Below are 13,632 nucleotides of genomic sequence, written 5' to 3' on the forward strand. Positions count from 1 at the left end.
CATGACAAATAAAGGTGGCTTATGAAAGTTTTAAGAATATTGCTTTTAACGGTTTTATTTTTTTCAAATGAAGTATTTTCTCAATCAATCGAAGATATTATTTCCGAAACTAAACTAAAATTTCAACGAGAATCAAAAACGGAATTAAAAGCTAAATTATCAGCCGATTTAGCTTGGTATTATGTGCAAGTTAACATTGATTCAGCAAAGTTTTATGGAGAGAAATCTTTGAATCTTTCAAAAAGTACTAAAAATCAAGCATTAATTGCTCAGTCTTATAACGATTTGGCAACAGTTTACTTTGTAAAGGGCGATTATAAAAAATCATTATTACTTGTAGATGAGGGGTTAAAGTTGAGAAAACTTTTAAATGACGAAGCAGGTATGGCATCTTTATACTTTAAGAAAGGAAATGCTTATAACAAAATGAGTAAATATGATAGTACAATGTATTATTATTTTAAAGCAAATAAGTATTATGAAAAAGTTGGTGATAGTGCAGTTTTTATGAACCTTGAATCTAATATTTCGTCGACATATTTTTCAATGGGAAATTATTCCAAAGCATTAAAATATTTAAGTAAACCTCTAAAATATTATAAGAATACAAAACAGTTTTTGTTGTTGTCAAATTCAACAATGAACCTTGGAAATATTCAATTAAGTTTAAAAGATACAATTAATGCTTTACAATCGTTTAATAAAGCAATTGATTATGCTGAGCAATCAAACAATTATTCCACTTTAGCAGCTACTTATAATAATATGGCGAATATTTACACGGCTCAAAATAAGTTTGATTTAGCATCAGAGTTTATAGAAAAGTCAATTGAAATTCGTGAAAAAATGGGGTTAGATGCAGATTTAGAAAGTTCTAAATTAACTTTAGCTAATAATGAATTAAGAATTGGAAATTATTTTGAAGCCAAAAAAAGATATTTAAATGTAAAAAATGTATTTGAGCGTAATAATGCAAAAGATAAATTGAAGGAAATCTATTTAGGATTATCATTTATTTATGCATCCGAAAAGAATACTGATAGTTTAAATTTTTATCATAAAAAGTATGTTGAAATATTAAGTACTATCTACAAAGACGAAACTTTAAAAGCATCTCAAGAAATAGAAGTTAAATATCAAACCGAGAAAAAAGAAAGAGAAATTTTAGTCCAAAAAGCCAAAATAGCCGAGAAAAACACCATTATAATTAGTGTCATTTCGTTGTTATTATTAAGTGTACTTCTAGGTTATTTTCTTTATAGCAAACAAAAAATGAAAACCCTTCAACTCATCAAAGAACGCGAGTTACAAGATGCTTTGTTGAAAATTGAAACTCAAAATAAATTACAAGAACAACGTTTGCAAATTTCCAGAGACTTGCATGATAACATTGGTTCCCAACTCACATTTATTATTTCATCTATCGATAATTTAAAATTTGCGCTGGGAAATCAAAATCCGAAAGTGGATGAGAAGTTAACCAAAATAAGTTCGTTTACTCGCGAAACTATTGTAGAACTTCGCGATACCATTTGGGCTATGAACAAAGAAGAAATTACAGTTGAAGATTTAGAAACCCGAATTTCAAACTTTATTGAAAATGCCAAAATATCGTTAATCGGAACCCAATTTAATTTTGTAAGTAATTTAAATTCAACCGACTTAAAACCGTTTTCGTCACGTGACGGAATGAATATTTATCGCATCATTCAAGAAAGTGTAAATAATGCTATAAAACATGGAAATGCTTCTAAAATTGAAGTTTCAATTCAAGAAGTAAACAAAAGAATTTTAGTCGAAATAAGAGATAACGGAAGCGGTTTTAATATTCAAGAAGTAGAAAACGGAAACGGATTAAATTCTATTCATAAAAGAGCGACCGAGTTACATGCGAATATTGATATGGTTTCCAATGAAAACGGAACAAGTATCAAGATTAATTTAAAATCAGAATGGTTATAAATTTCGTTTTCAAGGTTGATTGGTTGACTAAAAATAACTACTTTAACCTCGTTTAACATTATTTTAAGAAAGTTGATGCTGAAGTTTAAAGTTTTATTATTCGCTGTTTTTTCAATGGTTTTTGGTTTTGCCCAACAAGCTAAAATCGATAGTTTGTACCAAATTATCCATACAACTAAAAACGATTCGACTAAAGTAGCAGTATACAATCAAATTGTTTGGAAATATCTTTTTAGCGATAAAGTAAAAGCGAAAGAATTACTCGATACTTCCGAAAAAATTGCATTGGCTACCAATCAAAAGTTTGGCTATAATTCCGTTTTAGGGATTAAAGGAATTTATTATGATGTAAACGGAAATTCGGATTCTGCTAAATACTTTTTTGAAAAATCTCTGGAATACAGTAAAAAACATCAGTTTTTAGTGCACGAAGAACATACGCTCAATAATTTAGGAATGTACAATTGGAACCAAGGTAACTTCGAAAAAGCACTTCAATATTACTTCGAATCGATAAAAGTGAACCAAAAAATTCCCGAAGAAAAAAGAGGAAATTTAGATGCAAACTACAATAATATTGGTCTAATTTATCAAGAAATGCATCTGTTTGATAAAGCCATAACCTATCATTTAAAAGCACTGGAATTAAGAAAGAAAAGGAAGTATATTTCGGCTCAAATTCATAGCTACAATAATTTAGGAATTTGCTACAAGGAGTTAGATCAAATGCAAAAAGCAAAAGTATCTTTCGAAGAATCAATTGTTCTGGCTAAGCAAATCAATCCGGGTAATGAATATTATACCGCAATAGAAGGTTTGGCTTCCATTGAATATAAAGAGGAAAATTATAAAAAAGCTCTCGATTTATTTTTACAATCGTTACATCGCCCAAAAGAAGTACCGCTTAATTCCAAAGAAAAAGTTCATTTGTATAGTAATTTGGCTGCTGTTTATGTAAATATAAAACAACCTAAAGAAGCGATTCTATATGGTGAATTGTGTTTAAGCGAACTAGAACTTTCAAGCGAAAACAAAGAATATGAAGTTGAGGTTTACAAATCGTTAGCCGAAGCATATTATTTGATTGGAAATATCGAAAAAGGATCGTTTTATAATGCAGAATTCTATAAAAAAACTACCGAAAAATTTAAAGAAGAAAGTGCTAAATCGTTTCAAGAACTAGAAGTGAAATACGAAACGGAAAAAAAAGAAAAAGATTTGGCCCAAGAAAAAGTTAAGGTTGCCGAACGAGAACTTCGCATAAAAAATAAGAATAATTTATTGTTGATTTCAGGGTTTGTAATATTGAGTATTTTATTAATATCATGGTTGTTTTTAAGCCAACAAAAGTTTAAAAACAAGCAGTTACAAAAAGAGAAAGAACTCTCGGAAGCCTTATTGAAAATTGAAAGTAATAATAGATTACAAGAACAACGTTTGGCCATTTCAAGAGATTTGCACGATAATATCGGGGCTCAATTAACTTTCATTATTTCATCTATTGATAGTTTAAAAATGTTTTTAACCAATGGCGAAGAAAAAGTAGTTCAAAAATTATCCAACATCAGTCAGTTTACCAAAGAAACCATAACCGAACTACGCGATACCATTTGGGCGATGAATAAGAATGAAATTCTAGTAGAAGATTTCAAAACCCGAATTTCTAATTTTATCGAACAAGCAAAAGTTTCTCTACAAGGCATTTCGTTCGAATTTACGTGTCATTTACCAAAAGAAACTTCGTTCAACTCAAAAGACGGCATGAATATTTACCGCATCATTCAAGAAAGTGTAAACAATGCCATTAAGCATGCAAAAGCTACAAAAATTGAAGTAGTTGTGAGCAAAGTAAATCAACAAATTGAAGTAATTGTCAAAGATAACGGAAACGGTTTTGATATTGAAAATAGCTCATTCGGTAATGGTTTAAATTCTATCAAAAAGAGAGCGTTAGAGAGTAATTGTGAATTAAAAATTGAATCTAATTCATCAGGAACTACCGTTTCGTTGATGTATTAAAATAGGGCATTTGTCGTATTGAATTTAATTAGTAATTCTAGCATTTTTGTTTTCTAAACATAGAATTATGCAAAAGTTAAAATTACTTTTCTTATTGGTAGTATTGGTCAACACTTTGTCGGCCCAAGAAACAATTCATCACGATACTTTTGATAATGATAATAACAATTGGAGTTTAAAGGAAGAAGATTTTTCGGCGTATGTAAAAAATGGTAAACTTATAATAGAGAATAACAGTGAAACCCAAACGAAATGGTTATTAAAAAAAATTGTAGAAACACCAGATGAAGTCGATTTTGATGTAGAAGCCACAATAACGCTATTAGATACAAAAAATGATAAATCTTCATTTGGTTTAGTGTGGTCATGCTACAATAATCATAAATACTATGATGTTGTTAATTTTAACAACGAACAAAAAGTTCAACTATATGAAATGCGTTTTGGAGGAGCAGTAATTAATAAATATGTTGATTGGAAAGAACTAAAGGAAATAAATAAAAAGAAAAAATCAAATATTATTTTAGTTCAAAAAAGAGCAAATATTTTAAAAATTTTTGTTAATAAAACCCTTGTGTATCAGGAACAATGGAATCGTTATTATGGCTCAAAAGTTGGATTTATTTTAGATGCGAATATGAAAATTGCTGTAGATGAGTTTACAGTTAAAGAATACCCATTTTCATTAGATGTAGTCAATTCTTTCAACCCAAATTTAAAAATGAAAAAATTGCCAATTACAATTTCAACTGAAGAGTTTGAAGAAACTAATCCAGTAATTTCAGCAGATGGTAAAGCACTTTATTTTGTCAGAAAAGATTGTGAATTAAATATTGAAACGAACAAAGATGATATTTGGTATTCTGAGAAAGATAAAAATGGAAATTGGAAACCCGCAGAAAATATAGGAAGACCATTAAATAATAAGGATTATAACTTTGTTATTTCAGTTTCTCCAGATAATAATACACTACTTTTAGGAAATAAATATAGTTCTGATGGTGTTAGTCCAAAAGGGAAAGGATTGTCTATATCAAATAGAACAGAAAATGGATGGGAAATTCCTAAAGATGTTGAAATTCAAAATTTTCAAAATGTAAACAAGTATGTAGGTTATTTTTTGGCAAATGACAACAAATATTTAATAATGTCAGTTGAACGTACAGATGAAGGAGAAGGGAAAACAGATTTATACGTAAGTTTTTTAAATGAAGAAGGTGTTTGGTCTAAACCAAAAAACTTAGGAAATACTGTAAACTCTTTTGAAGACGAAACCAATCCGTTTCTAGCATCAGATGGTAAAACACTTTATTTTGCTTCAAAGGGGCATCCCGGTTATGGTGATTATGATTTGTTTGTTTCTAAACGCTTAGACGATACTTGGCAAAATTGGTCAAAACCTAAAAATCTAGGTAATGTTATAAATTCTGATAAAACGGAACTAAGTATTTTTTTATCAGCAAAAGGAGACAAGGCATATATTGGAAAAGAAATGGATATTTGGGAAATTGATAATACCGTAAAACAAGATCCTGTAGTTTTAATTAAAGGGAAAGTTTTTGATAGTAAAACGAGAAAGGTATTATCAGCACCAATAGTTTACAATAATCTTTTAACCAATAAAGAATTAGGAACAGCAATTTCTGATCCTACAACTGGAGCTTATAGTATTGTACTTCCTTACGGACAACGTTACAGTTTTATGGCTCAAAAAGAAGGTTACTACTCAGTGACTGAAAATGTAGATGTTTCATCTTTAACAGATTATAAAGAAGTAGTAGTCGATTTGTATTTAAATCCAATTGAAAAAGGACAAACTATTCGTTTAAATAATATTTTCTTCGACTCCGGAAAATATGATCTATTACCGGAATCAAATGCCGAATTAGATAGATTATACAAAGTATTAAAAGAAAATCAAAAACTTACAATTGAAATTACAGGTCATACAGATGCAGTAGGTTCCGATGTTAATAATATGACACTTTCTAACAACAGAGCAAATGCAGTTATGCAATATTTAATTGCTAAAGGAATTAGCAAAGACCGTTTAACAGCAAAAGGTTACGGAGAAACTAAATTTATTGCTACAAACGAAACTGAAGAAGGAAAACAACTAAATAGAAGAGTAGAATTTGTAATTATTGAGTTATAAAATGAAATTAAAAGATTTATTTACTTTAGAAAACAAGAACGTTTGGTTAACAGCTTTATTCTACATTGTTTTAATCCTTATAGGAAAGTTAAGTGCAACAGAATTTGTAATTGTTTATGCGTTAGAAACAATTATTATCGGAATTTTTCATGGAATAAAGATGCTAACCATTACATTTCTTTCCGACAAAATGAAGAATGATAAAGGAAAAGGTATTGGATTAACCCTGTTTTTTTTAGTTCACTACGGTTTCTTTGTTTTCATTCAAACCACTTTTTTCTTCGTTTTTCTGTCAATGGGTGATGATCGAATTTCAGATAGTTTAGGTGCTTTAAATTTTTTAACGGTTTTGAAAATAGAAGGAGTTCAGGTAGCTTTGGTTTTAATGCTATTTTCTCATATATTTAAATATTGGTTTTATTTTTATAAAAATAAACGCTATCAAGATGTTGAAATTAGTTTGTATATGTTTCAACCTTATGTAAGAATAGTTATCCAACAATTTGTAGCCATTGTTCCGGGATTTTTTATTGTTTTTGAAAATGGAGGCTATGCTGTAGCCATTGTTTTAATACTAATTCGAACCGGAGTAGATCTATATTTAGCAAAGATTAAAAATGATGAAGCAGTCTTTCGAAAAGCAGTAAATCTTATTATGAAAGACTATAAAAAGAATAATGATAAAAGACTTGAAGAAGAAAAAGTAATTCAATTTTTAAAAATGGTAACCGAAGAGTAATGAGTAAGTCTATAAAAATAGTAATAGTTGATGATAACAGTTTTTTAATTAATGCAATTAAAGAAAAATTATCATTTTTTGAGGATATTCAATTCAAGTATTCTGCAAATAACGGGAAAGAAGTTCTTCAAAAATTAGAACAAGATAAAAATCTTGACATTATTCTTATGGATATTGAAATGCCCATAATGAACGGAATTGATGCAACTTTAGAAATCAAACAACGTTATCCACAAATCAAGATTATCATGCTAACGGTTTTTGATAACGATGAAAATATTTTTAACGCAATTAAAGCGGGAGCCGACGGCTATTTATTAAAAGATGTTGATCCTAATTCCTTATATCAAGGAATTCAAGAAACATTAAGCGGTGGTGCAGCTATGACGCCATCAATTGCCATGAAAACGTTAAAATTATTACGAAATCCGTTTCAATCAGAAGAAAACACAAATGAAACCGAAGAAATAAAACTTTCGGCTAGAGAAATAGATGTATTAGAACAACTAAGTAAAGGATTAAGTTATACCATTATTGCCGAAAATCTATTTTTATCGCCTTCAACAGTTAGAAAACATATCGAAAATATTTACAGTAAACTTCAGGTACATTCTAAATTAGAGGCTATTCAAAAAGCTAAAAAGAATAATCTGATTTAAACCATGTAATGTAGACAATTCACAATGATGATACTTTTTATAAAAGGAAGAAAGTATTATCATACAACTATTGAAGACAAATACCCCTTTGAAAAGAAGAGATCTTTATAAAATCTTTATATATCTAAGTATTTCATTTATATTCTATTTACAAAACTCACTTTATCTTTGTACTGTAAATGATAAGGTTTTAAAAACATGTTTAATAGAGTACCAAATACTAAAAATCAATACATTTCAAGCATACTACTGGTATTACTGGTTTCTTTTGCCTGTTTTGTATTTCAAGAATTAATCGGATACAAAGTCATTGCCTTTGTTCTTTTGGTTACCGTTTCTTTTGTAGCCATGTTTTTCAGAATTGTCCCAACAGTAATTGCGTCTGTTTTAAGTGCATTGATCTGGAATTTCTTTTTTATTAAACCTTATTTTACATTTCATATCGAAAATGCAGAAGATACGTTTATGTTTATTATGTATTTTATAATTGCATTGATAAACGCTGTTTTAACCTTTAAGATCAGACAGATTGAACGAATTGCCCATGAAAAAGAGTCAAAATTAAAGTCGATTAAACTATATAATACGCTTTTAGATAGTTTGTCTCACGAATTAAAAACGCCTATAGCAACCATTATAGGTTCAACAGATGCACTACAAAGCAATACAGTCATGTCCCAAAATCAAAAGGAAAAACTACTGGAAGAAATTTCGATTGCATCTTTACGATTGAATAATCAAGTAGAGAATTTGCTCAATATGTCCCGATTAGAGTCAGGTGTTATTATTCCTAAAAAGGATTGGTTAGATATTAATGAGATTGTTTATGAAGTGATAAGAACTTTAAAAACAAAGTCCTATTCGCAAAAAATAATAGTTATTTCTTCCGAAAATCTTCCGCTTTTTAAACTGGATTATGGACTGACAGAACACATCATTTATAACCTATTAAATAACGCCATAATATATACGCCCGAAAAGAGTACAATAACAGTCGACTTGTCGTTGGTTGATGATATCTTGCAAATCATAATTTTAGATGAAGGAAAAGGTTTTCCGGAAGACGAAATAGCTTTAGTATTTGATAAATTTTATAGACTTAAAAACACGCGTTCCGGAGGATCAGGTTTAGGTTTATCTATTGTAAAAGGTTTTGTTGAAGCACAACAGGGAACAATCACTTTAGAAAATAGAGTAGAAGGAGGAGCAAAATTTACGATCAAAATGAAAACTGAAATGTCTAAATTTAATTCGATTGAGAATGAATAAGAGTCAAATTTTAGTAATAGATGATGAAGCTCAAATCAGAAAGCTTTTAGAAATTACTTTAAGCACAAATGATTTTAATGTAAAACTAGCTGAAAATGGATTGGAAGGTATTCGTTTTGCAGCAACATTTCAACCCGATTTAATTATGTTGGATCTAGGGTTACCGGATATTGACGGACAACAAGTCTTAAAACAATTACGCGAATGGTTTTTTAATCCTATCATGATTTTGTCGGTTAAAAACGAAGAGTTAGAAATAGTAAAAGCTTTAGATAACGGAGCAAACGATTATTTGGTAAAACCTTTCAGAACACAGGAATTATTAGCAAGAGTGCGTTCTCATATAAGAACTCATATAAAAGAAACTTCAGATCCTATTATAAAATCAACTCATTTTTCAATTGATCTAGTTGCACGAATTGTGAAAGTAACTGATGAAGAAGTTAAATTGACTCAAACAGAGTTTAATCTACTGGCTATTTTAGCAAAAAACGAAGGAAAAGTATTGACACATCAATATTTATTGAAAGAGATTTGGGGAAAAAATTATAGTGACCAAACTCAGTATCTACGAGTATTTATAGCACAATTGAGAAAGAAAATAGAGAAAGATGCCAATCATCCGGAAATGATTCTTACCGAAAGCGGAATTGGTTATCGATTCATTCTGATATAACACATCATTACACATGGAAAATTCAGATAGCAACACAGATAATGTGCCAAGCAGAGATGATGTTTTGTCCTTACAACATGCAATTCATCCATCACAACATTGTTCAAATTCAGATTATTGGCTTCGTGAATTTATCAAGATCAATCAATGCCCGCAGCGTGAGGACGCTTTAGAGAATCAACTTAACGATTTATGTTTAGTAGCTGAAAAGTTGGGAATGTTCTATGCTTCTCATTTTATTAAAAACTATTACAAATTTAAAATTCAAAAATAAAATGCCTAAAACTTTATTTCAAACCCTAAGACGTGAATATCTTAAATTTCATTTGCGTTTAAATCCACAACAAAGCTTGTTTTTTGGGTTCTTCCTTTACATGATATTAGGTTGGTTTTTTCTTTCGTTGCCTTTTTCCCAAAAAATATCAACAAGTTGCATTGATACATTATTTACCTCAACATCAGCTCTTTCCACCACAGGATTAGTAACTGTAAGTACTTTTGATAATTACACACTTTTTGGACAATTTATAATTCTGACTTTAATACAGATAGGAGGAATAGGATATATGACTTTAACGACTTATATTCTGCTTTCTACCACTAAGCAAATTACACATTGGCATAAAAAAATTTTACATAATGAATTTACGATGCCAAAAGAATTTAAAATTCAGGATTTCTTAAAATCAGTTATTGTGTTTACATTTACTGTTGAAATTATTGGAGCAATTTTATTTTATATTGCTTTTAAACCAATTCATTCAAATACTTTTTTTACTATTTGGACTAGTATTTTTCATAGTGTTTCCTCTTTTTGTACGGCAGGATTTAGTTTGTACAATACAAGTTTCGAAGCGTATGCCACAAATACTTTTTTAAACGGAATTGTTATTTTTTTATCCATAGCCGGCGGATTGGGATTTATTGTGGTAACAGACATTTGGTATTATTTTACAAAAAGAGTTCAAACCATTTCCTTTACGACAAAAATGATTTCATTATCTTTCTTTGGCGTTTTATTTATAGCAACGGCAATCACTTTTATCACCGAAAGTTCTATACAACAATATCCTATTTTAGAACGATTAGAAATAGCTACATTTCAAACGGTTAATGCCATTTCAACAGCGGGTTATAATTCCATTCCAATGAATAATTTAGCATTAAGTGTTTTGCTGACTATTATTTTCTTAATGTATGTCGGTGCTGCGCCGTCAAGTACAGGAGGAGGTATGAAGATTACCACGTTAACCGCTGTAATAGCCATTGTCAAAAGTAAAGTGAGAAACCAAAAGAAAGTAACTTATTTAGGAAAAAAAATTCCAACCGATCGATTAGAAATGGCCGTGTCTACTTTTATTTTCTATACAGCAATTTTATTTTTTAGCGTATTTTTGTTAAGCTTTACAGAAAGTCAGTCATTAGAAAAACTACTTTTTGAAGCAACTTCTGCTATAGGAACAGTAGGTTTAAGTATGGGAATTACAGGAAGTTTATCGGTTTTCGGTAAAATAATTTTAATATTTATCATGTTTATCGGAAGAGTAGGAGTTATAACTTTTGGACTAGCCATTTTAGCAAAAAAACAACATGAAAAAAATGAGAAAGAAACAGATTTGGCTGTATAGCATAATGTTGTTTTTAACTTTTTTAGGAAATGCCCAGGAAAAGGATTCTTTAAAAATTAAAATTTCCGGATTTTTAGAAACCTATTATGCATACGATTTTGAAAATCCTAATAATGAAGTTAAACTTCCGTTTATGTACAATTATAATAGACATAACGAGTTTAATGTGAATAACGGAATTATTCGTACTCGGTTAGAATATGGAAATGTATATGCTTCTATTGCTTTACACGCAGGAACTTATGTGGAAGATAATTACGCTTCGGAAGATATAAAATTATTAAGTGAAGCTTTTATAGGATTGTATCTGAATGATACTAAGAGATCATCAATAGAAGTTGGAATAATGCCAAGTTATATCGGATTTGAATCAGCAACATCAGCAGCTAATTTAACTTTGACCCGTTCACTTTTGGCTGAAAATTCACCTTACTTTATGACGGGCGCGAAATACAATTACAAGCCATCAGATCGTTGGTCTTTTTCAGGATTAGTGACCAATGGCTGGCAAAGAATAAGCAAACAAAATAAAAAGCAGGCACCGGCGGTAGGATCACAAATTGTATACACACCCACAATACATACAACAGTTAACTGGAGTACTTTTATCGGTAAAGAATATTATGGAACCCAATTAGGAATGCGTTATTTTAGTAATTTGTATTGGGATAATCAATGGAGTTCTAACTGGAGGACAATTTTAGGATTTGATATTGGTATTCAAGAAAACTCGGTTGGGAACAATTATCTGTACTGGATGAGTCCGGTTTTAATTACACAATATTCAATTAATTCGAAATGGCAAACAGCTATTCGATTAGAATATTATCAGGATAAAAACAATGTGATAATAGCCGGCTCAAATCCATTTAAAACATCAGGAACCTCAATAAATTTTGATTATCTGCCTAATTCAAAAGTAAAAATAAGAGTTGAAGCTCGTTATTTGGATTCAGAAAAAGCAATTTTTGTTGATGATAAAACCAATAATTTTTTTGTTACAACAAGTCTGAGTTTTGAGTTTTAACAATCGGTCAAATTTACCCCAACAGCTAATCCGCCTTCCGAAGTTTCTTTGTATTTGGAATTCATGTCTTTAGCCGTTTCCCACATAGTATTTACCACTTTGTCTAACGGAACTTTTGCATGTTTAGCATCCGTTTCTAAAGCTAGTTCGGCTGCGTTAATAGCTTTGATAGCTCCCATAGTATTTCGCTCAATACAAGGTATTTGAACCAATCCGCCAATTGGATCGCAGGTTAAACCTAAGTGATGTTCCATAGCAATTTCAGCAGCCATTAAAACCTGTTCTGGAGTTCCGCCCATAACTTCGCACAAAGCTCCGGCTGCCATGGCACTCGAAACACCAATTTCCGCTTGACAACCACCCATAGCTGCTGAAATGGTAGCGCCTTTTTTGAAAATAGAACCGATTTCTCCTGCTACTAATAAAAATTGCTTGATTTGATCTTCATTAGCTTTGTGGTTTTCAATAACCAGATAATACATTAAAACCGCAGGAATTACACCTGAACTTCCGTTGGTAGGAGCCGTAACCACTCTTCCTAAAGAAGCATTAACTTCGTTAACAGCCAAAGCAAAACAAGAAACCCATTTTAAGATTTGTCTGAACTTAACTTCGGTTTGACGAATAATTTGCAACCAAGAATGCGGATTGTCATACGGTAAAACACCGATTAGGTTTTTATGCATATCATAAGCACGACGTCTTACATTGAGTCCGCCCGGTAAAATACCTTCCGTGTGACAACCAATATACATACATTCTAGCATGGTGTCCCAAATGCGAAGCAATTCGGTATGAATAAAAGCTTCAGTTTGCATCGAACATTCATTGGCATAAACAATTTCGGAAATGCTTTTGTTTTCTTGTTCGCAAAAAGTTAAAAGATCACTGGCTTTGTCTACAGGAAAAGGGAAAGCACATTTTATTTCCTCATTTTTGTTATTTTCGTCTTCGGTAACTACAAAACCACCACCAATAGAGTAATATGTAGCCGAGAATTCTCCATTTTCAAAATAGGCCGTAAAAGTTAATCCATTGGCGTGAAAAGGAAGGAAGTCTCTATTAAAAACAATATCAGTATCCGGATTAAAAGGAATAATGATTTCGTTACCCAAGAAAATTTCATGTTTATTTTTGATGGCCGAAATAATCACATCAATACTTTCTACCGGAATATATTCGGGATCAGCACCACTTAACCCTAGCATAATTGCTAAATCGGTAGCGTGACCTTTTCCGGTCAAAGAAAGCGAACCATATAAGTCTATTTGTATTCTGTTGATGAGATCGATACTTTTTTCTTTACGTAATGCTGCCAGAAAACGTTCAGCAGCTCTCCACGGACCTAAAGTGTGTGAACTTGATGGGCCAATCCCAATTTTAAGCATGTCAAAAACAGAAATACACTCCATATCTTATTATATAAATAATTTTTCGCTGCAAAGATAGACAATTGATTATTCTGTAAAATAAAGTATTAATTTTTAACAAAAAATAA

At 30.6% G+C, this 13,632-nt stretch carries 11 protein-coding genes; 10 read left to right on the top strand and 1 reads right to left on the bottom strand.

Going from position 1 to position 13,632, the window contains the following annotated elements:
• Positions 1 to 21 precede the first annotated feature (21 nt).
• From ACUSJC_RS00155 to ACUSJC_RS00200, 10 genes are all read left to right on the top strand, one after another.
• Positions 22 to 1,962: a tetratricopeptide repeat-containing sensor histidine kinase gene (locus ACUSJC_RS00155; RefSeq protein WP_449267525.1), complete on the top strand. Its 1,941-nt coding sequence runs from the start codon at positions 22 to 24 to the stop codon at positions 1,960 to 1,962.
• Between the two features lie 75 nt (positions 1,963 to 2,037).
• Positions 2,038 to 3,981, top strand: coding sequence for a tetratricopeptide repeat-containing sensor histidine kinase (locus tag ACUSJC_RS00160; protein WP_449267526.1), 1,944 nt, complete (start codon positions 2,038 to 2,040; stop codon positions 3,979 to 3,981).
• 67 nt (positions 3,982 to 4,048) lie between these two features.
• Complete coding sequence (locus ACUSJC_RS00165; protein WP_449267527.1) at positions 4,049 to 6,136, top strand: OmpA family protein; 2,088 nt, start codon at positions 4,049 to 4,051, stop codon at positions 6,134 to 6,136.
• Between the two features lies 1 nt (position 6,137).
• Entirely contained in the window at positions 6,138 to 6,875 is a 738-nt protein-coding gene (locus ACUSJC_RS00170) for a DUF6498-containing protein (protein ID WP_449267528.1), read from the top strand.
• On the top strand, positions 6,875 to 7,534 hold the full coding sequence (locus ACUSJC_RS00175; RefSeq protein ID WP_449267529.1) for a response regulator: 660 nt from the start codon (positions 6,875 to 6,877) through the stop codon (positions 7,532 to 7,534). The genes ACUSJC_RS00170 and ACUSJC_RS00175 overlap by 1 nt, the downstream gene beginning before the upstream one ends.
• Positions 7,535 to 7,732: 198 nt before the next feature.
• Positions 7,733 to 8,803: a sensor histidine kinase gene (locus tag ACUSJC_RS00180; RefSeq protein WP_449267530.1), complete on the top strand. Its 1,071-nt coding sequence runs from the start codon at positions 7,733 to 7,735 to the stop codon at positions 8,801 to 8,803.
• Entirely contained in the window at positions 8,796 to 9,479 is a 684-nt protein-coding gene (locus ACUSJC_RS00185; RefSeq protein ID WP_449267531.1) for a response regulator, read from the top strand. Before ACUSJC_RS00180 ends, ACUSJC_RS00185 begins: the two co-directional genes overlap by 8 nt.
• A 13-nt stretch (positions 9,480 to 9,492) precedes the next feature.
• Entirely contained in the window at positions 9,493 to 9,753 is a 261-nt protein-coding gene (locus tag ACUSJC_RS00190) for a hypothetical protein (RefSeq protein WP_449267532.1), read from the top strand.
• Position 9,754: 1 nt separating this feature from the next.
• Entirely contained in the window at positions 9,755 to 11,107 is a 1,353-nt protein-coding gene (locus tag ACUSJC_RS00195) for a TrkH family potassium uptake protein (protein ID WP_449267533.1), read from the top strand.
• Positions 11,079 to 12,134: a porin gene (locus tag ACUSJC_RS00200; protein ID WP_449267534.1), complete on the top strand. Its 1,056-nt coding sequence runs from the start codon at positions 11,079 to 11,081 to the stop codon at positions 12,132 to 12,134. Before ACUSJC_RS00195 ends, ACUSJC_RS00200 begins: the two co-directional genes overlap by 29 nt.
• Here the strand turns inward: ACUSJC_RS00200 and ACUSJC_RS00205 are convergent.
• Complete coding sequence (locus ACUSJC_RS00205) at positions 12,131 to 13,546, bottom strand: L-serine ammonia-lyase (protein WP_449267535.1); 1,416 nt, start codon at positions 13,544 to 13,546, stop codon at positions 12,131 to 12,133. The genes ACUSJC_RS00200 and ACUSJC_RS00205 overlap by 4 nt on opposite strands.
• Positions 13,547 to 13,632: the final 86 nt, after the last annotated feature.

Source organism: Flavobacterium sp. U410 (assembly GCF_053570605.1).